Annotated in this window: 15 protein-coding genes and 1 tRNA gene; 10 read left to right on the top strand and 6 right to left on the bottom strand. The window is 61.0% G+C overall.

Annotated features, from left to right (window positions below; translation table 11 throughout):
- Nucleotides 1-12: 12 nt before the first annotated feature.
- The 9 genes from AC5JDC_RS07105 to AC5JDC_RS07145 are packed head-to-tail and all read left to right on the top strand — an operon-like array spanning nt 13 to nt 7520.
- Entirely contained in the window at nt 13-1074 is a 1062-nt protein-coding gene (locus tag AC5JDC_RS07105; RefSeq protein ID WP_106771514.1) for a PilN domain-containing protein, read from the top strand.
- Complete coding sequence (gspM, locus tag AC5JDC_RS07110) at nt 1074-1679, top strand: type II secretion system protein GspM (RefSeq protein ID WP_106771515.1); 606 nt, start codon at nt 1074-1076, stop codon at nt 1677-1679. Before AC5JDC_RS07105 ends, gspM begins: the two co-directional genes overlap by 1 nt.
- Nucleotides 1676-2230 carry a hypothetical protein gene (locus AC5JDC_RS07115; protein ID WP_495840373.1) on the top strand — a complete coding sequence of 185 codons (555 nt, stop codon included), beginning with the start codon at nt 1676-1678 and terminating at the stop codon, nt 2228-2230. Before gspM ends, AC5JDC_RS07115 begins: the two co-directional genes overlap by 4 nt.
- The gene (locus tag AC5JDC_RS07120) at nt 2227-3129 is read left to right on the top strand and encodes a hypothetical protein (protein WP_495840375.1); all 903 of its coding nucleotides are present in this window, start codon (nt 2227-2229) and stop codon (nt 3127-3129) included. The genes AC5JDC_RS07115 and AC5JDC_RS07120 overlap by 4 nt, the downstream gene beginning before the upstream one ends.
- The gene (locus AC5JDC_RS07125) at nt 3126-4769 is read left to right on the top strand and encodes a GspE/PulE family protein (protein ID WP_495840377.1); all 1644 of its coding nucleotides are present in this window, start codon (nt 3126-3128) and stop codon (nt 4767-4769) included. The genes AC5JDC_RS07120 and AC5JDC_RS07125 overlap by 4 nt, the downstream gene beginning before the upstream one ends.
- 2 nt (nt 4770-4771) lie before the next feature.
- Entirely contained in the window at nt 4772-5986 is a 1215-nt protein-coding gene (locus AC5JDC_RS07130) for a type II secretion system F family protein (RefSeq protein WP_495840379.1), read from the top strand.
- Nucleotides 5983-6456, top strand: coding sequence for a GspH/FimT family pseudopilin (locus tag AC5JDC_RS07135; RefSeq protein ID WP_495840381.1), 474 nt, complete (start codon nt 5983-5985; stop codon nt 6454-6456). Before AC5JDC_RS07130 ends, AC5JDC_RS07135 begins: the two co-directional genes overlap by 4 nt.
- Entirely contained in the window at nt 6449-6838 is a 390-nt protein-coding gene (locus tag AC5JDC_RS07140; RefSeq protein WP_495840383.1) for a hypothetical protein, read from the top strand. The genes AC5JDC_RS07135 and AC5JDC_RS07140 overlap by 8 nt, the downstream gene beginning before the upstream one ends.
- Nucleotides 6839-6869: 31 nt before the next feature.
- Nucleotides 6870-7520, top strand: coding sequence for a PulJ/GspJ family protein (locus AC5JDC_RS07145; RefSeq protein ID WP_495840385.1), 651 nt, complete (start codon nt 6870-6872; stop codon nt 7518-7520).
- A 48-nt stretch (nt 7521-7568) separates the two neighbouring features.
- Here the strand turns inward: AC5JDC_RS07145 and gspG are convergent, their stop codons facing one another.
- The 5 genes from gspG to AC5JDC_RS07170 all read right to left on the bottom strand — a co-directional run bounded on the left by gspG (nt 7569) and on the right by AC5JDC_RS07170 (nt 18027).
- Complete coding sequence (gspG, locus tag AC5JDC_RS07150; protein ID WP_495840387.1) at nt 7569-8012, bottom strand: type II secretion system major pseudopilin GspG; 444 nt, start codon at nt 8010-8012, stop codon at nt 7569-7571.
- 15 nt (nt 8013-8027) lie between these two features.
- Entirely contained in the window at nt 8028-8501 is a 474-nt protein-coding gene (locus AC5JDC_RS07155; RefSeq protein ID WP_495840403.1) for a prepilin peptidase, read from the bottom strand.
- A 5-nt stretch (nt 8502-8506) separates the two neighbouring features.
- Nucleotides 8507-10675 (bottom strand): type II secretion system secretin GspD, encoded by a 2169-nt coding sequence (gene gspD, locus AC5JDC_RS07160; protein ID WP_495840389.1) that lies wholly within the window; start codon nt 10673-10675, stop codon nt 8507-8509.
- Nucleotides 10676-11125: 450 nt separating this feature from the next.
- Nucleotides 11126-11776, bottom strand: a complete 651-nt coding sequence (locus AC5JDC_RS07165; RefSeq protein WP_495840391.1) for a hypothetical protein — start codon at nt 11774-11776, stop codon at nt 11126-11128.
- Between the two features lie 17 nt (nt 11777-11793).
- Nucleotides 11794-18027, bottom strand: a complete 6234-nt coding sequence (locus AC5JDC_RS07170) for an RHS repeat-associated core domain-containing protein (RefSeq protein WP_495840392.1) — start codon at nt 18025-18027, stop codon at nt 11794-11796.
- Nucleotides 18028-18433: 406 nt separating this feature from the next.
- On the opposite strand from AC5JDC_RS07170, the gene AC5JDC_RS07175 reads away from it, so the two are divergent.
- Entirely contained in the window at nt 18434-18889 is a 456-nt protein-coding gene (locus AC5JDC_RS07175; protein WP_495840394.1) for an IS3 family transposase, read from the top strand.
- 307 nt (nt 18890-19196) lie between these two features.
- Here the strand turns inward: AC5JDC_RS07175 and AC5JDC_RS07180 are convergent.
- Nucleotides 19197-19273, bottom strand: a tRNA-Met gene (locus AC5JDC_RS07180).
- Nucleotides 19274-19409 lie beyond the last annotated feature (136 nt).

A 19409-nucleotide genomic window follows, 5' to 3' on the forward strand; every position in this document is an offset into this window, starting at 1 on the left:
CGGACTGACGGCATGCATCAATTCTCCCTGCGCAACGATTTGGCTGATTTCGGCGAGTGGTGGCTGGCGGAACTCGTCGCCATGACGCCGGCTGCGGTCAGGAAAAAGCAAACTGCAGATTGCACCCTCGTTGTGGGAAGGGACTCTGTTCATAGCTGGCACGCTGCAGGCGCTTCAGGCGACGTGACCGAACCGCGGGAATTGTTCGAGCCCCAGGATTTGCGGGTGGAACTTGAAGGACTCGTGCGTTCCGCTCATGAAAAGAAGCGCCCTATCGTCGACCTTGTGCTGGGCTCGGGACGTTTTCTGGAGCGGCAAGTTGCTCCCTTCCGCCTACCCAGCCGCCGCGCTAGCGCTATGGCCGCGCTCGACCTCCAGTCCTCCACCCCACTCGATCCAGCCACCGTGATCATGCTGTTTGCCACCGGCGATGCTGATCGCAGTGATCACCGCTATTTCGTCGTCAAGCGGGAGACGCTAAAGCCGCTTCTCGCCGCGATCGAGCAGGCCGGGGCACGCCTCGGCACCATGCGGGCGGAGAGCGAGGGTGGCCCAGTTGAGCTATATGTCGAAGAACTTGGCGCGCTCGTTCGGCCGGCCTGGCGTGACAGGTTGCAGCGCGGCTTTTTCCGAGTCGTGGTCGCCGCCTCGGCCGTGCTCGCTATCGCAACCCTCGGTCATGCCCAATGGCATTACAGGGAAGGGATAAGACAGCTCGATACGGAGATCGAGGCGCTCGGAGTCGAGGTAAAGACCGTGCGCGCGCTGTCGGACGAACGCAATCGGCGCGTCGAGCAAATTGAGAGCGTGCGCGTGCAGCGCGCCCAGGCGATCCCGCTCGCTAAAATCCTGGAAGAACTGACACGGCTCGTGCCCGACGACAGTTGGATCATCGATCTTTCTATCGAGGACGACAAGGTGACGTTTTCAGGGTTTTCGTCTTCCGCCGCCGGGCTGATTGCGACGCTCGACGCCTCGCCGCTGTTCAGCGGACCGACCTTCACCGCTCCGGTCGTCAAAGCGCCTGGCGCCGACGGCGAGCGCTTCACCCTCGTCATGAAGCTGGAGCGGTGATGGGGGATCCAGTCACCCGCATCGTCAACGCTTCACGCCGCGCGCGGCGGGCGATCGCCCTTGCCGTGCTCGTGATGGTGCTTGTGGCGAGCGGTTTCGCTGTCCAACTGGCGCTGTCCTCCGTGCTGGACGTCAACGCGGAGGTTCGTGAGAAACGGGAGGCGATCGGCCGCCTGCAGGCGATCGCCGGCCTGAAGGCCGGGTTGATGCGGGAAAGGGAGATGGCCTCACCATCGGCTGGTGCCGAATTTCTCGAAGGCGAGACCGAGGCCGTCATCCGCGGCAACATGCAGAAGCATTTGAGCGAAGTGATCACCGCGCAGAACGCCAATGTACTGTCGATCAGCAACGTCCCCGACCTGACGGTCAATGGCGTGCGTTACGTCGGTGTCGGCGCCGACATATCCGGCACTGTGGAGGCGGTCTACAACGCGGTGCTATCGGTCGAGACGTCGAAGCCAATGATCGTGCGCAGCGCCAATCTGTGGCTGAGCGGATCGATCGGCCCCAACGTAAGGCAGGCACCGGAAATATCGGCGCAGTTGCGTGTCTACGGCGCCCTGCGTTCCGATCTCGGCGTGCCGCAAGCCGGAACCGTGCAATGATACGGACCCCCGTCTCTCTTGCTCTTGTGGCGGCCAGCGCGGCGATGGTTTTCCTCAACATCCACTGGTGGCGGACCCCGCCCGACCTCTCGCCGATCGAGCCCAACAACGCCGTAAACCTGTCTTATCCGCAAGTGGCCAATGGCGGTGCAGACCAGCCCGACCGGGAATTGGCGCTTGCGCCTGCCGAGAGCCTTTTGCGGCCGCTGTTTCATACCACGCGCAGGCCCTTTGTTCCGCCTCCGGTCGAACCCGTGGAGGAAGAATTCGTCGAGGAACCGCCACCCCCTCTCGAAATCGAACCGGAGTCGGTGGTGGCCGAGACGATGCCGGACCTGCGGCTGGCCGGCATCAGTCTGACGTCCGATAGAAGTCGCGCGCTGATCGGCCCCGCCAAAGGCGGCGACCTTCGCTGGTATGGCCGGGGCGAGGAAGTTTCGGGATGGACAGTCGTCTCGATTACCCGTGCCGCTGTGACACTTGAGAGTGGCGGACGGAATTTGACGGTTTCCCTTTATTCGGCCGCGCCGGCCAGTAGTGTCACCGAATGAGCGCGCCGCCGGGTCGGCCGGAGCATGACAATGCCGGTTTCGCGCTGGTCGCGGTGCTATTGTTCCTGCTTTTCGTGGCAGCGATCGTCGCGCCTTTCGCTATGGCGGCCCGAACCAACTGGCTGGTCGCAGCCAACCGGGCCCAGCAGGACCGCCTGGATAGCCTTGCCGACGCGGTCTTGACCTTGGTAGCGATGCGACAATTGGGGACCGCCGGAGTGGCACCGCAGCAGCCTTTGCCTCTTAATTCCCAACCTGTCGTCTGCAAGATTTCCGGCTATTTGGTCACGGCCGAACTCCAGGACCAGACCGGGCTGGTCGATCTCAACGCCGCAGACGCAAGCACGCTTGCGACAGGCTTGAGGGCGCTTGGCGTGTCCGAAGATCAAGCGGACGATCTCGCCGAAGCGATCGTCACCTACCGAAGCTATGAGCCGCAATCCGAAACGCGCGGCGCGGAAGTCGAGATATTCAGCGGCGCGAAGCGGGGACCGTTCGAGTCCGTTTTCGAGCTTTCGGACTTTCAGCCGCTTCGCGACATTCCGCCGGCCGCCCTCTATGCGACTTTTACAGTGCATTCGCGGTTGGGCATCGTTGTTTCGTCGCGAGCACCCAAGCGGCTCGCCATCATGATGGAGAATGCGGCCAGCCCGCATGCGGATGCCGGCGCGTCCCGTTCTCCGACGGCGATCAGCGTTGCCGTAGAGGCGCCGAAATCGCCATTCCGTGGTCATTCGGCATACCTGATTGAGCCGTCGACGCGGCGCGATCGGCCGTTCAGACGCATCGAAAAACTATTGGCGGCGCGGGACGAGACGCGCGATATACAGTCGCAGGTCACATGTCCCGCGCCTCTTTCCAGCGACATCGCTCAAGTCCTTGCGGGGCTCGGCCCATGAATGTCCATCTGCAAAGGCCGACTGCGGACGAGGTACTGAACCGTCTGGTTGCCGATGGTGCGTTGTCCCAGGACGGAGCAGGCCGCGCCAGGGCCGCGCTGACCTCCACGTCGCATCCATTCGACATCGTCTTGACCGAACTTGGCCTGTTGCGGGAGGATGAACTGGCCAGACATCTCGCCTCGATCCTGCAATTGCCATTGTTCAACGACCTTTTCGGCCTCGACGCTCAGTTGGTCGATCTCGTGGGGCTCTCGTTCTGCGAAGGCAGTTCCATCTTACCGCTCGGCATGACCGACGGCGTTGTCTCCGTGGCGGTCAGCGACCCTTTCTCACGCGGTGCGATCGATGCGCTGGCCTTCCACCTCGACCGCATGCCTTCGCTGCATATCGCTACCCGCAGCCACATTGCCGCGCAGTTTAAGCTCCTCCGGCAGGGCGCGGCAGGAGAGGTTTTGGCGGATGCGTTCGACGCTTACGCCAATCTCAACGATGCGGACAGACTACGCGACATCGCCCGCGAGGCGCCGGTCGTTCGGCTGGTCAGCCGGGTGATCAACGAGGCCGTGGAACGTGGAGCCACCGACATCCACATCGAGCCGCAGGAGGACAATGTACGCATCCGGGTTCGTCTGGATGGGCTATTGTTGCTCGCAGAGACCGTGGCGCGTTCGATGCATGCGGGCATCGTGACGCGTATCAAGATCCTGGCGCAATTGAACATTGCGGAACGGCGCATTCCCCAGGACGGGCGCTTGCGGGCAGTGGTGCGTGGCCAGAATGTCGACATGCGCGTGTCGGTGGTGCCCAGCGCGCATGGAGAGGCGATCGTGCTGCGCGTGCTCGATCGATCGAGAGTGAGACTTGAACTGGAAGCCCTTGGCTTCGACCCCGCAGCAAGGGCACGGCTCACGGCGATGTCGCAAGCGGCAAATGGCATCATCCTGATTACCGGCCCGACCGGCAGCGGCAAAACCACGACTCTTTATTCGATGCTCAAGGGGCGCAATTCGATCGACACCAAGATCTTTACGGTCGAGGATCCCGTCGAGTACCGCCTAGCAGGTGTTACACAATTGCAGGTGGAACCGGCGATCGGCCTGGATTTCGCAGCGGCCCTGCGATCGGTGCTGCGTCAGGATCCGGATGTCATCCTGGTCGGCGAGGTACGCGACAAGGAGACAGCCGAGATCGCGATCCGCGCGGCTCTTACCGGGCATCTCGTGTTGTCGACCTTGCACACGAACAGCGCCGCGGGCGCGTTCACACGGCTACGCGACATCGGTATCGACAGCTATCTGCTCGGCGCGACGATTCGCGGCGTGGTCAGCCAAAGGCTCGTCCGCAGGACATGTCCACATTGCCGCGGCCAATCGGCTGGGTCCCCCGCGTCCGGTCTGACGCGATGTGCAGACTGTCGTGACACCGGCTATTCCGGACGGATCGTCTGCTTCGAACTGCTCTCCGTGTCGGAGAAGATCGGCAGCTTGGTAAGCGGCGGCGCCAACGAGGCGGAAATCGAGGCCGAAGCTGAGCAGGAGGGCATGATCTCACTCATGGCTCACGCGCGGAAGCTCGTCGCTGCGGGAATGACGACGGAGGCTGAAATACGCCGGGTCGTCGAATTGGCGGATCACTGAACGTGGCATCGTTCACCTACCGCGCCTACCTGACGGATGGGTCGCCCGAGGCCGGCCGGATCGACGCGGCCGATTCCCACGACGCCGCCCGCAAACTTTTGCAGGCCGGCAAGCGGCCTTTTGCCCTCACCGAATTGGATGTAGCGGGGAGCGCGCAACAAGCAAACGCTCTCTGGTGGCAAATCCGGCGAACGCCCGATTTGGCGAAACTTCTTTCCGAACTGTCGGTGCTGCTCGAAGCGGGTTTCAACGTGCCGGCTGCGCTCCGCATCTTTGCGACCGCCGAGGCGTCCGGCCACCACCGCACGCAACTCCTGACCATCTCGGATCAGATTGCCAACGGCAAATCTTTCTCCGAGGCATTTTCGACGCTGCCCGGATTACCGTCGACGATGGGAGCGATGATTGCCAGCGGCGAGAGCAGTGGCCGAATCGTCGAGGTGATCGCCCGCATGGCGGAGGATCACCGCTATCGTGCCGAGAGGCGGTCGGCGATCCTGGGTGCACTTGCCTATCCGGCCTTCCTTGTTCTGATGATCATCGCCGCAGTGCTCTTCCTGTCGCTTTTTCTGATGCCGGCGATAGAACCGATCTTCGAAGCCGGTACGGCGCAAAAACCGGTTGTCGTGGCGTTGTTTTCGGGCCTCGGACGGCTTCTGAGCGGTCATGCCGTAGCCATCGTTTGCGGCGTTCTGGTCTCGGCGCTCGGGGCCACTTTGCTGTGGCAGCGACCTGCCGGACGACTGGCGATTGCGCGCCTGCTACTGAAAATGCCGATCCTAGGTCGCCTTCGCCGGGACAACGCGGTTGCGACCTATCTCCACACACTATCGCTGCTGATGGAAAACGATGTGGCGATGATCGAGGCGCTACGGCTCGCAGCCCTTACCTGTTCGATCCCCGATATGAAGGCAAGGTTCGCAAGTGTGCGGGACGGCGTAGCCACTGGCGAGCGGCTGCAAGACGCGTGCAAGAAGACCGGTATGTTCTCCGATGCAACGCTTACGCTGGTTGGTATCGGCGAGGAATCGAACCGCTTGCCGACACTCTTGAGGCGCGCTTCAGCGCTGGTCGAGGCGAAGGTCAAACGCCGGATCGATCAGCTTGTCACGTTCCTCACGCCCGCCATCACAATTGCCCTTGGTCTGACGGTCGGCGGTCTTTTCGTCTCCGTGATGACAGCGTTGCTCAGCGTCAACGAGGTGGCCGTGCAATGAGGCACTCCTCTTTTGATCGGCGGATCGAGCAGCAGGGCTTCACCCTTGTCGAAATGATGGTCGTTCTTGCCGTGGTCGCCCTGATGACAGCCATCGCCTTGCCGATGATTGGACGCGGCCGCGTCGAGGGGGCTCCGGATTCCATCGTGCGGGACCTGCAGTCGATGTTTTTCGCGGCGCGTATCAAGGCGCTGGCGCAGGGGCACGAGCAACGGATCGAGTTCGATCTCGACAAGCGCAGCATTGGAGGCGCCGGACGGACGATCCATTTCGGCGAAGGATTGCAGGCCGATTTGCTGATCGGGCAGGAATTGCTGGCCGCCGACGGAAGCGCGGCTCTTCTCTTTTTCGCCGACGGTGGATCGACCGGCGCGAAATTCACGTTGACCGATCAGAGGAATAGGTCTTCGAGGATCGTCGTATCGTGGCTGACCGGCATTCCGATGATCCAGGACGGCGGCGATGACTAAGGCAACCGACCGCGGCGATGCCGGCTTCTGGACGCTGGAAGTTCTTGTTGCTTTCCTCGTGCTCTCCTTGGGCCTAGCGCTCTCGGTGCAATCGATCTCTCAAGCGAGCCTGAGTGACCGCCAAGCGGAATCGAGAGGCGATCGACATATGCTGCTGCGCAAGGTGGTGTCCGAGGAATTGCCGGCCGTGATCGACGCCTATTCGGGTGGAGTGCGGACGTTCAGCGGTCCGTCATGGCGCATCGAGTTACGGCCGATGGCCCTCGAAGGCGGAAGCGTAGCTGCCCGGGTGACCGTGGCGCTTACTGGTGTGGATGGAAAGGATTTGCCCGAGATGCATGTCCAGATAGTACCCATGATCGGCACGGTCCCGGAGAACTAGCGATCCAGCGCCAGCACAAAAGTAGCCTTCGATGACGCCGTTTCGCAAAACTACACTCGCCAGGAGCGATCGCAGCGGAGGCTTCACGCTGGTCGACATGCTCGTCGCCCTTGTTCTCACCTCTCTTCTTGCCGGCCTGATGATGGGCTTCCTCGGTCAGTTTCGATCGATAAAACGCCTTCAGACGGACATCTCCGCACAGGCGGAGCTGGATGCATTGGCCGCCTATCTTGAGGAAACCATTGGCGGGGCGATGCCTCTGTTTTTCATCAACGGCGATCCGGAAAAGCGCATGTCTCTGGATGGCGATCGGGCAAGACTGAGTTTCGTCACAATAGCCCGCCAGGGGGCGCAGTCTTTTGGGCTTCGCGAGACCACCATAGAACTTTCGGGAACGGAAGTTGCGCGAAGCCTCATGCAATCCTTCCGGCCCCGCCGGTTCGGTGCAGCGAGCATTGCGGGAGAGAAATCGATTAACCTCGCCGACAACATCACTTCGATAACCTTCCGCTATCTGTATTATGAAGGAAAGTCTCGTAGCCCGATCTGGTCCGATAACTGGACGTCGAGGCCGGGTCTGCCGGCAGCAGTGCAGATCGACCTCGTCGCCCGGCGGAACGGCAAGTCCATGACAGCGGAGGGACATGCCATTCTCGGATTGGCTGCCGGCACAGCCGAGTGACTCGGAGGAGCAGAGGCTTCGCCCCGAATCCACTCTCGTGAAGGGAACTCAGCCGCCTATATCCGCGTCGAGCCCCTCACCACCCTCCTTGCCGTCGCGGCCAAGTGACCGGATGGAAAACTCCGATCCGTCGTTCTGATATACATAAGCCTCGCCCCACGGGTCGGTCAGCTTGTCGGCGCCCCTGAGATAGGGGCCGTTCCAGTGTGTCGCCGAAGCCGGAGCGACCGCCAAAGCCGGCAACCCTTCCTCGTTCGTGGGATAGGCTCCGACATCGATGAAGTAGAGTTCGAGCGCGCTACCGATGCTCCGGATTTGCGCCTGGGCCGCGTCGGCCCGCGCCGAGCCGAGATAGCGCAGGATCTGGGGCGCCACGAGCGTCGTGACGAGAGCGATGATCGCCAGCACGACCAGCATTTCTACCAATGTGAAACCCTCCTCGCGGGCACATTGGACCGTCGAGGTTGTCTGCTCGCCAACAGCTTTCTCCATTGCAACCCTCATCGCTTACAAACCTGAAGTTTCCGGAAGCGGCAGTTCCATAAGCCAAGCCGTCAGGAGCCCGAGCCCCAGGAACGGGCCGAAGGGCTGACGTGCTGTCAGCTCAACGCTCGCCAGACCGCGGAGCAGGACGAAGATAAGAGCCCCGGCGCTCGCCACGAAGATGAAGATCGGCATGTTCCAGCCGTCGATCCACAACATCGCCGCGCCGATCATCTTCACGTCGCCCATGCCCAAACCCACCCGCCCCGTCAGCTTGAAGTGCAGATGGCGGATGAGCCGAAGCACCGTATAGGCCGCACCGGCCATCACAAGGTGCAGCCAGACCGATTCCGGAGCGGCGATCCATTGATAGGCAAAGCCCGACATCGCCAGCGCAAGGTTCAGAGCATCCGGAATGATCATCTTGCGAAGATCGATCCACGCGATGGTGCCAAGAAGAACAACAAGCAGTGGGCCGAAGGTGATCTGAAGCAGCATCGGGATCAATAGGTCAACCGCTTGATGTCTTGCTGAGTCCTGTTCGCGCCGCCGCGCCGCTTCTTGATCGGCGTTTCGAAGTTCAGCTGTCGACGAAATTCTTCGGTCACGTCCCTGGCCTCCGCGATATCGCGCACGACTCGTGGCCTGATGAAGATGATGAGTTCGGTCCGCTTGATACCATCGGTCTTGTTCTTGAAGAGATTGCCGACGAGCGGAATGTCGCCGAGGACCGGCACTTGCCCGCGGCTGATTTCATTCTTTTCCTGGATGAGACCGCCCAGCGCGAGGCTTTCCCCGTCATTGACCAGCACGCGGGTGGAGATCCTGCGCTGCTGTATCGTCGGGGAATCGATGCCCGACGTGGTGGTCTTGACCACCGCGCTGACCTCCTGCTCGATATCCAGCATGACGCGGCCGGAGGAATTGACGCGCGGCGTCACATTCAAGATGACGCCCGTGTCCTTCATGGCGATGGAGTTTATGACGGGCGCGCCGGGCGCGTCGGTGCCGGTGGATTGTTGCGTGACGATCGGCACTTCATCGCCAACTTGCAGCGTCGCCTTCTGGTTGTTCAGCGCCATCAGGCTCGGCGCCGAAACGACATTGACGTCGGTGACGCTGGAAAGCGCGTTCAACGTCACCTTTACGTCGTCCGTCGCATAGCGCCACGCAAAGCCCGGGAACGCCGCGCTGACCGCGCCGCTCGCCAGATCGGAGAAGCCGACCGAAAAATCACCGCTCTCGAAGAACCAGCGCAGGCCGAACTTCAGCTCGTCGGTGAGCGTCACCTCGGCGATAACGGCTTCCAGCAGCACCTGCGTGGGAAGCACGTCGAGCTGGCCGAGCAGGCGTTCGACGCGCTCGTATTCGCGCGCCGTCGTCTGGATCAACAGCGCATTGTTCTCCGTGTCGGCCGTTATCTTCAGGCTTGCCACGGCCGCCGGAGCGAAGGCCGTCGCCGCGGAGGCGGACTCGATCCCCATGCGCGCGCCGAGTGTGCTTGCCATGGCCTCGGTCGCGCCGGTCGGCTCGCCCTCGGTCGACACCATGACCGGCGACAGGTCGGGAGCAACGCTGGCGGGAGACTGGCCTGCCGATCCGCCTCTGCTGTCGCTGGCGAGCACCGCTTGCAGAACCTGCGCCAGTTCCTTCGCCGGCCGGTTCTGGATCTCGTAGACGAAGAGCTGGTCGTCGTTGCTGTAGGCGATCCGGTCCAGCTTGGCGATCCAGGTTGCGGCGCGCTCCAGATAGGCGGGACGCGAGGTGATGACCAGCACGGCGTTCAGCCGGGCGTTCGGCACGAAGCGGATGAGTTTCGAGCCGGGGCCGCCGCTGGTGCCGAAGATCGTGTCGAGCTCCTGCGCGACCGCTGCGGGCTGCGAGGTCTTCAGCGGATGGATGGCGACCGACATGCCGCGCATCCAGTCGACGTCGAACACCGAGACCGCCTCCTGCATTGCGTTGAGATCGTTGGAATTGCCGGCGAGTACGATGAGGTTGCGATTGGGATCGGCCCTGAGAATGGCACCGTTTCGGCTGATCGGCTCGAGCAGGCTTTTCATCTCGTCGGCGCCGATGTGCCGGAGCTCGACCACCTGCACCTTGATGCCCGGCCCGGACGGCGTGGAACCCGCGACGCTAACCGGCGGCGTCGAGGCCAGCGTCTCGCCGATCGGCACAACCTGATAGCCGCCGCCGCGCCGCACGATGCCGGCGCCGTTGACCGCCAGCGCCGATTCCAGGACGTCCGACAGCGCCTCGCGCGACACCGGGGAAGGTGTCTGCAGGGTGACCGTCCCCTGGACACGCGGATCGACGACATAGCTCGCCTGCAGCGCGTCGCCGAGCACCGCCTTGGCCGCCTCCGCGATCGGCGCGTTGACGAGGTTCAGCTCATATTTCCGGCCGTCGCCGGACGGCCTGACCGAGACGATCGCCGGCCCGCCGCGCGAGACGAAACTGCCGGTTCCGACATGCTTTGCACCGGTGAAATTGGTCGCCGCCGTGGCCCGGTCGGTGATCGGGCTGGATCGCCCCTTGCCCGAGCGCAAAGGCGAGTTCATGGCGTGCATGCGGTCCACGGCGTCGGAGAAGGAATCCTTGACGGGCGCGGTGCTGCACGCGCTCACGGCCGCCAGCGCAACCGACAGATATACGAGTCGCCACCGCATGAACGCCCATCCACCCCGTCGGAAAGAATAGCGGCAGACGGGGCCGGGCGCTGGAATGAGAATGCATCAAACGGCTTTATGCACAGGATTTCGGGTGGTTGAGTCTAACCAATCCTATCGGCGAGCGATTGAGGCGTGCAGCCAGCAGCATCGTCGAATACTTCACCGCACACTGCTGGACAAACACTCCGTATCGTGTCACGCGGAATCTGGCTCGAGACACAGGCCGCTCAAGACGGCCTCCACACCGACGGCAATCAGTGTCGGCCACACTGAGGGCAACGCCACAAACGGCCGAATCCCACGAAAGTCTCCGCCGACAGTCTACCCAAAAATGCATAGGTTAGAAGGAGGAACCCCAGACCAGCTAAACAAACCAACTAACACCACCGCTAGCAGCGGCACTGTCAGCCGATCCCTCTCTGTACGTATGCTTCATCTAAGGTTGATCTATTCGGCCACCTGTTCACACCCGGCAATTTTCGGCAGGTAATCTTTCATAAACCTATAGGCATCATTTTGATCAAAATCGTCACCAAGATTTGCCCTCAAGAAAGACCATAAATCTTTGCAAATACTATCTCTACCTCCAAAAGCCAGATCAAATTCCTCAATTAGATCACGGTCTCCAAACACATATGTAAAATCGCAATCAAGATTTGCAAGAAGTGAAAGCCGTCCATCAACACGTGTCATGCCACAAGGACGCATGCCACATTCACTAGCGTAGACGTATAGCCAATCTCTTCGGGCTGGCGAATAAGGAGCCCAAAATAGTATCTCAGGTTTCCGTTCAAAGCTGTCAAAGGGTTCTATCCACAAATAACATCCACCAACAAGATACTTTTCAAAAAAATTATCAAAATCCTCCTCTGACCAGCGGCCATGCCTCGCACCCTCTAGACCGAACACCGATTCGAGTATCCTGGCTGTAACGCTACCTTTCGGCGCAAGCAGAGTGCGATCAGGAACTAGCTTGTCACCCATATGCGCTCTTGATGTCTGGTACGCGAGGGCATCAGATGCAAATCTTCTTTCTGCCTCCGTTAATTCACGTATCCCATCTGCTATGTCCTTTAACACATATCGCGGCTCATTCATTTATGTCATCCATCGCGCTATGGAAGTTTATCCGGGTCACTTCCTGCTGACTTATCCGACGCTTTTGGCGAGTCAGGAGATTCTGATACCGCCGGCGGCTTGTTAGCTGAAAGCACATCTATTTTAACATTTTTCTTTTTATCACTTGGGTGCTGCAGCTCAATACCAGGGCGTTTAGTTGAATCTCGCTCCGGGTAGCTCGTAACTCGCGTGCCGTCAGGAAAAGAAATGACCTCGACGCCTGGTCCTTTTGGCTTTGGATCTGCTCCTGGAAGGCTTCGAACGTTATCCAGATTCTCCTTCGCCTCATTCTGGCCGAGGACGGCTTGTTCCTTTATGGCATCTTTGTTCTTGTTACCAGGCATTGCTCCTTTTGTAAGCGCTTCGTGAACCTCGTCAAACCCGGCCTTTGCTTTCGGTGGCTCCTCCGCGCCTTCATCGGGTGGTGGCGCTTCTTCATTCGCCAAAGGATTTCCAAAAATTGCTACTCCGACAGCCGTTCCCAGCGCGAGTCCAATCACGGCTTCACATCCGCCTCCTGCACAGGCAATTGCCGGTACTACAAACGCAATATGCCCATTCGGATCGCTCTTGTTGATCGGATCATTTCCCGCATAGGCATACCGGTTCGTCCCCACCCCCAGCAGCGTCGGGTCCCAGTCGTCGGGCGAGATGAACCGCCCCCAGGCGGGATCCATGTAGCGGGCGTTGAGGTAGATCAGCCCGGTCTCGGCGTCGTAGCGCTCGCCGATATAACCCTTCTGCGTGCTGTAGCCGACATTCGGATAGTTGCTGTTGGACATAGCCACCCGCTCGCCATAGGCGGAGTAGCCGGTGTCCTCCACCACCGTTCCGGCATCGTTGGTGATCAGCCTGACCGAGGCCAGATGATCGCGGTGAAGGAAGAACTTCTGGCTGCCGACGATCTTGATGTCGGCATGCGGATAGCGCGTGTAATCGCCCGCAGCGATCGCGCTGCCGCCGGCATTCACCTCCACGTCGGCCGACGGATAGAGCGTCGTCGAAAGCGTGCTGGATTTTTTGGCCCGCGCCCCGTCCGGGCCGTAGGCGAAGACCACGGTGGCGCCGCCGGTGATCGCCACCTGCTGCAGCCGGTTGGCGCCGTCCCAGGCGAGGGAGCGCGTGCCTGCGGTCGCCAGCACCCCGTCACGCGTCATGTTGCCGTTGGCGTCGTAGGAGATGTCGGCGCCGTTGACCTTGATCGGCGCATGCGGCCGCGTCGCCGAGCCGCTCGGATAGGTGAAGGTGGTCAGCACGCCCGCCTTGTCGCGGCTCTTCAGATTGCCGTTCGGCGCATAGGCGAAATCCTCGTCGCGGCTGTTGACGCGGGCGTCGACCTTGGTCAGCCGGTCGAGTTCGTCATAGACATAGAGGAACTCCTTGGAAGAGCTGGCATTGCAATTCTGCGGCAGCGTCGCGGGATTGTCGCACGCGGCCGTGATCTTGCCCATGGCATCGCGGCCATAGGCGGCGTTGAACAGCACCACATTGCCAGCCGTCCGGGTCGTGATCACCCGGTTCAGCCAGCGCCTTGCCGGCGAATATTCGAAGGTGGTCACCACCCCGTTGGCGTATTCGATCCGACTGGTCTGGCCGTCCGCCTCGTACTGGATCGAGGTGATGTAGTCCGGGATCGAATAGAGCTGCCCATCAAGCGTGTATTGCCAGCGATCGCTGCTGGTGCCGACCTGGAGCGTCGCACCCGCCCCGTCATAGGCGACCCGCGCCGGCTTGTGCGAGGCATCGCGGTACGTCGTCGTCGTGTTCGTCGGCGTCGCGGACGTCGGGGTATCGATCCAGCTCTTGCGCCGGGCCTCCTGTCCGGCGCCGTCATAATCGATCTCGTGGGTCGTCGCGCCACCGGTTGTACCGGCGATAGCCGCGCCGTTGCGGGTCGTCGTCAACTGCCCGACGTTGAAATAGCCGGGGCGAGCCTGGTCGTAGGTGTTCTCGACCAGCGTCTCGTCGACGGCGGCATCCACCCAGCGCCTGAGCAGCCGGCCCATCTGGTCGTAGCTCATGCGCGTCACCACGCCGCGCGCATCCGTCTGCGTCACCAGCCGGCCGGCGTCGTCATAGGCATAGGTCCATTCGCCGAGATCGGGATCGACCGCCTCCAGCCGGTTGCCGAGCGCGTCGTATTCATAGGCCCATACCGCGCCGCCGGCATCGCGCAGCCCGACCAGCCGCTTGAAGCGGTCATAGGTCCGGTATTCGTTGTTCTGGGTCGCCCCGTCCGGGTCTTGCGTCAGGTCGCGGCGCAGCCGGATCACGTCGCCCCAGCTGCTTGTGTAGGTGTAGCTTGTGCGCCCGAGCTCGTCTGTAAGTTCCGCATGCTGGAGCGGCAGATTGCCTGTGCTTGAGAAGGTCGTTCCGACCGGAACCACGTTATAATAGTACTGCCGGCTGGAGTCATCCGGATGTTTGACCCGCAGCAGCCGGTTGTCCCAGTCGTAGCGGTTCTCCGTCCACTGAATATCCGCTGCAGCGGTGTCGTTGAAATACGGATGGCTCTTCTGCTCGACATTGCCGCGCCCGTCATAAATGGTGTCGGTGAAGCGGTATGGATCCGTCGCGGTGGCATCGCCGCGCCGCATCTCGCGCCACACCCGGCCCAGCCCATCGTAATAGACCTGGCTCAGGAGAGTGGCACCGGCAACCACAGCGCCCGGCTGGGCGTCCATGGTCAGGATGCGCTGCGTCAGCGGATTGCCGTCCGAATGATACTGGACGATGCGGAAGAAATTGGTCGTGGTGTTGCGGTAGTCGACGACACGGCAGATCGAATCGTAGGCGAAGGTGTAGACGATGCCATTGATGTCGCTGTGCTGCGACGGCGCCCCGCACAGCGGGTCGTATTGCGTCGTCGTCTGGAACGCCGCCTTGGCCGGCAGGCTGCCATTGGCGAAATAGGCCGGAAGCCGCTCGGTCACGGGATGGAGCCGGTAGACCGGGTCGTAGTCCCATTCCGTCCGGTTGCCGACACCGTCAACCGCCGAGGTCTTGTTGCCGTAGGTGTCGTAGGTGAAACGCTCGTTGACGTAGCTGTCGGGACCGAACGCGGTCCATCGCGCAATGCGCGTCACATCGCCTGTCGTCGGCGGTTGCACATAGCTGCCGCTACCGTCGTAGAACCAGGCAGTCTGCTTGAGCTTCGTCTGCGTGACGCCCGAAGCAAAAGTGTCGTAGACCCTTTCCAGCATAGGCAGCGAGACGATGTAGTCTGCGGTGTTGGGCTCGAAGTCCCAGATCGTCCAAATCTCGTCGCCCGGGATGTCGGAGCCGTCGGCATTGACGAGTCCGAAGTTTCTCTCCTGTGTCTGATTGCCGTAGGTGTCGAACACCCGCTCGACCAAGAGGAACTGGGTGTTGTTTTCGGCAAGCCGGGTTTTAGTGGCGGTGTTCAGCGAGCGATAGGGTTTTGAGCTGGTGACGGTCCAGGTCTCTTCGACCTTCCTGCGCAGCACGCCAGCGCCGTCGCGATAGACAACGGTCTCCGGCAGTCCGTAAGTCCCGAGCCCCTGCAGATAGGTCGTCTCCACCGTCGGCGCCTCGGTCTCGCCGGCGATCACAGGCTTGGTTTCGGTGATCGATCGATAGCCGAGGAACTTGCGCGCTATAGGATCGTACTTGCCGCCCGAATAGGCGTAAGTGGTCGCGGCCGGAGCCGCCGGACCACCGCCGTCGGCATCGACCGAAAGCTTCGTCACCGCATGCATGACACGCGGCATGTAGCCGTTGTCCCAGTTCGTCGACGGACGGTACTGGATCGCAAAATTGCCACCTAGCTCGTTCAGCGCCACCTTCAGAAGGTTCGGGTTGCCGGCACCGGCGTTGCTCAGCAGCACGTTGCGCTTGTTGACCTTGATGTCGGCCAGGCCGTCGCCGTTGATGTCTGCAAGGTTGAGTTCGTCACTGCCGAACGACCATGCCGTCACCGAAAACGGCGTGAACTGCACGAAACTGGCGCCAGTACTGCCCTTGCGCAGCGAATAGACGCGGCCCAGCCAGCCTTCGTTCTTGTAGGTGAAGTAGAAATCCGTCTTGCCGTCATTGTCGTAGTCGCCCAGCGCGAGCCTTATGTCGTCCGAAACAGGTATCGGAAGTTCCGAGTGGAGCTCGTAAGTGCTTCCAGCAGAAAGATAGACGCGTATATTCCAGTAGTCGGCACTATCCTTGAACAGCTTCATGAGGTCGGAGGCGCCGTCACCGTTGAAATCGCCGATGCGGCACTTGTCGTCTTCGCAATTCGCGACAACGCCAGTATTGACAGACTCCCACTCGCTGCCGACGCGTTTGGCGAACCTTATGACCTCGCTGCTGCTGCCGTGATAGAGCAGCTGCTGGCGGCCGTTGCCATACATGTCGGCCACGCCGATGATGTTGTCGTAGTCGTTCGGGTCGAATTTATAGAGACTGTCGATACCGTCGCCGTTGGGATCAATGACGACCCGCGGCCAGTCCATGTCACCATATGGATTACTGCGCAGCGCTCCGCAAGGATAGGGCAGACCACAAAGCATAGCGCCTTCACCGTGAAGATTTTCACCAGTTTTTTCGGCGTATCTAAAATAGCGATAATCCCCATCATCTGATATAGTTCGACGATCATCAAAGACCAAATCACGAAAATTGCGATCCTTATCAAAATGGCCTTGATATCCTCTTATATCATACATTTCCTTGAATTTTCCTGGAAAATTCAGAGAACCGCTGGATGCGCTCCACGTATTGTTTGGGCGGAAGAACAATCGTTTCTTTACAAGATAGCCACCGCTTACAAAATCCTCCATGAGACTCACTTCGTCCCGACCGTCGAAGTCCATGTCCGAGACAAAATCCGTCCTCACGTCGCTGTTGCCGGTCAGTTCCACCGGCCCGGTGAAGTCCCCGGTGGCATCGTAATAATCGAATGCCGCGATGCGTTTGGAGATGAAGCCGGTAGTGGGCGCGGTGATCGTACCGTCAGCGGCGATCTCTTCCGTGACGTTGCTGCCGAAAAGATCGACGCGTGTCAGCCGCGATGCGCCCGAGAACGGCGCCTGGTCATAGGTTAGCCTGTAGGCGTTCCGCAGCGTCAATCCACCGTTGCCCGGGCCGGTGCGTGCGCTGACGCCGATCGCGCTGATGCGCAGGTCAATGGTCGTGACCCCGCGACCGTTGGCCATGAAAATATGATCGGGTCGGGGTTCCCGATAAAGTTGAATCCGCACGATCTCGTCGTTGGAGCCTGCGTTCTTGTAACGGACCGTCGATGGATAGCAGACGCCATCCAATCCCGGCGCCACATTGGGTGCGAAACCGGTGCAGACGTAGACATACTCCACCCTGTTGCCGTGCGTGTCCTCCACCGACGACAGCAGCCAGCGCGAATCGCGCCATACATCCTCGATTTCGGGGCTTGCAGTGGCGATCCCGTAAAAGTCCGCGGCCGTGCGGAAGGTCGATTTCGTGCCGCTGCGATCCGTCACCACGAACTGATTTTGGCTGTCCTTCTGGATACGCAGGAAGGATTCGCGCTCTGTGACGAAATATTCGCCGCTTTCATACGTCTCGCCGCTCGAACAGGACGGCGGCAACGGCGAAGCGGTCACGACCGTGCAATCGATCAGTTCCTCGCCATTCAGCAGGTAGACGTCGTTGGCGTCGAAGGCCGGCACGCCGTTTTTAGGGCTCGCCCTCTCGATGACGTCAAACCCGTCAATGCCCCAGCCGTAACCAAGCCAGCCCTGATAGAGCCCTCCGGTCTTGGTCTTGCGCAGCGAATTGTAGCTCAGCGATATGGCGGGCTCGAGCCCCCGAAAGGCCGGCACGTCGATATCGACCTCATAGGTCAGATTGCCTGCATTGCCGGCGCGCGCCGCTCCCGCGCCCTCTGCCGTAGCTTTCAAATCCGGAGACGGTGCCGCAGACACCGGCTCTTCCGATGCCATAGTGGCTGCCTGGTCCGGCGCAATCGGCTCGTCTGTTTCTGCGGCGCCATCATCTGGTTCGGTATCCTCAACTGCTTGAGGATCCCCGGTAGCCTCTCCGCTCGGCTGCTCTTCCTCCCCCGTCAGCCCGGCGCCGTCATTGCCGAGTCCTTGCGATTGAGGCAGCGCCGGCGCATCCCCGGCTTGCGGTGATCCGGGAACCTCCTGTGTTTGGGCCGACCCACCACTCGGCACCAACGTAGCAAAAATGGCCAAGCCAATAGAAAGCCACAGCCACCGAAAACGGCGAGCCAGCATGATTCTCCCCCCACCCATATTGCCCAAGCGGGAGCGCGCCATAAGCGTAGGAAAGTGTCAACGGGCAACAACCACAGCGAGAGTTTATCCACAACTCCGCAGCGCCGCTTCTTGTTAGATCTTCCTGCAAGCGCTGGTGGAGCCCCCGACGTCGACGTACTGCGCAAGATGACCGGCTTTGTCGCCGATTACCGGGGCGAACTATGCGAGAAGTCACCGGTGCGGCTGGTGGAGCGTTCGATGTTTGAAGAGATCAGGTGACCTGAGACCCTGAACTTCCCCCAGATTTGGGTAGAGTCCGTCGATCAGGGAGACGAACGATGCGACCCTCGCGGGTCACGGAAGAGCAGATCCTGGTTGAAGAAGCTGCTGGTCCAGCAGTTGCTCGACAACGCGATCCTGAAGGATGTCGCCGCCCGATGCGAAGCGGGAGGCGGTGGCTCATGCCTGCGAAGTGGATGGGGTGAGCCAGCGTCGGGCGTGCCAGGCTCTGAACATCGACCGTTCGACGGTGCGCTACACCAGCACCCGCCGAATGACGCTCGGTTCCGTGGAGGCGATGAAGGCCATGGCGGCGGAGCGCCGGCGGTTCGGCTACCCCAGGAGCCACATCATGCTGGACCGACAGCGCATCGTGATGAACCAGAAGAAGCTGCGGCGCCTCTACCGGGAGGAGAAGCTGCAGGTGCGCCGGCGCGACGGCCGCAAGGCGGGGCGCTGGGCACGCGCACGCTCATGCTCGTGGCCGATCGTGCCAACACTCGATGGATCCTGGACTTCGTCTCCGATACCTTCACCGATGGCCGTCGCTTCCGGGTGCTCGCCATCGTCGATGACTACACGCGCGAATGCCTTGCATTGATTGCCGACACCTCTATCGGGCCTGCGCGTCGTGGAAGGAGGACTTACAACACCACAGGCCCCACTCGGCCCTCGGCAACATGCACCAGCCGAGTTCGCAATGAAATCCACATTGGAAAAACAGGCCGCATGAGGCCACAACGAAACCCAGGACTCTGCCTCAAACCGGAGGAGATTAGAGTCTCAGGTCACAGGCTTTGACCCGCGAGACGGCAGCTTGAGATCGAACTGACCGGCGAGATCGCCGGCATCCCGGCGCGTACAAAACGGCAAAGGCCCCGGTGCTTCCACCGGGGCCTTTGCAATTCTGGTTGCGGGGGCAAGATTTGAACTTGCGACCTTCAGGTTATGAGCCTGACGAGCTACCGGGCTGCTCCACCCCGCGCCACCAAGACGTAAGCTTACGCTTACGCTACTCGCTCTGCAAACGAAAAAGGCCGCGCAAGCGGCCCTGCCACTTTTCGTCGCCTATCATAAAGAGAAGATATTGATGCTTTTGGCAGACCTGGCAGCGACCTACT

The organism is Kumtagia sp. (genome assembly GCF_059502445.1).

What these genes read in the sequence shown, in the direction of transcription:
- AC5JDC_RS07105 (WP_106771514.1), top strand. Translation starts at nt 13, where the DNA reads ATGCATCAATTCTCCCTGCGCAACGATTTGGCTGATTTCGGCGAGTGG.
- AC5JDC_RS07175 (WP_495840394.1), top strand. Translation starts at nt 18,434, where the DNA reads ATGTCGCCGCCCGATGCGAAGCGGGAGGCGGTGGCTCATGCCTGCGAA.
- AC5JDC_RS07145 (WP_495840385.1), top strand. Translation starts at nt 6,870, where the DNA reads ATGACGCCGTTTCGCAAAACTACACTCGCCAGGAGCGATCGCAGCGGA.
- AC5JDC_RS07165 (WP_495840391.1), bottom strand. Translation starts at nt 11,776, where the DNA reads ATGAATGAGCCGCGATATGTGTTAAAGGACATAGCAGATGGGATACGT.
- AC5JDC_RS07120 (WP_495840375.1), top strand. Translation starts at nt 2,227, where the DNA reads ATGAGCGCGCCGCCGGGTCGGCCGGAGCATGACAATGCCGGTTTCGCG.
- gspD (WP_495840389.1), bottom strand. Translation starts at nt 10,675, where the DNA reads ATGCGGTGGCGACTCGTATATCTGTCGGTTGCGCTGGCGGCCGTGAGC.
- AC5JDC_RS07155 (WP_495840403.1), bottom strand. Translation starts at nt 8,501, where the DNA reads ATGCTGCTTCAGATCACCTTCGGCCCACTGCTTGTTGTTCTTCTTGGC.
- AC5JDC_RS07125 (WP_495840377.1), top strand. Translation starts at nt 3,126, where the DNA reads ATGAATGTCCATCTGCAAAGGCCGACTGCGGACGAGGTACTGAACCGT.
- AC5JDC_RS07135 (WP_495840381.1), top strand. Translation starts at nt 5,983, where the DNA reads ATGAGGCACTCCTCTTTTGATCGGCGGATCGAGCAGCAGGGCTTCACC.
- AC5JDC_RS07140 (WP_495840383.1), top strand. Translation starts at nt 6,449, where the DNA reads ATGACTAAGGCAACCGACCGCGGCGATGCCGGCTTCTGGACGCTGGAA.
- AC5JDC_RS07170 (WP_495840392.1), bottom strand. Translation starts at nt 18,027, where the DNA reads ATGCTGGCTCGCCGTTTTCGGTGGCTGTGGCTTTCTATTGGCTTGGCC.
- gspG (WP_495840387.1), bottom strand. Translation starts at nt 8,012, where the DNA reads ATGGAGAAAGCTGTTGGCGAGCAGACAACCTCGACGGTCCAATGTGCC.
- AC5JDC_RS07115 (WP_495840373.1), top strand. Translation starts at nt 1,676, where the DNA reads ATGATACGGACCCCCGTCTCTCTTGCTCTTGTGGCGGCCAGCGCGGCG.
- gspM (WP_106771515.1), top strand. Translation starts at nt 1,074, where the DNA reads ATGGGGGATCCAGTCACCCGCATCGTCAACGCTTCACGCCGCGCGCGG.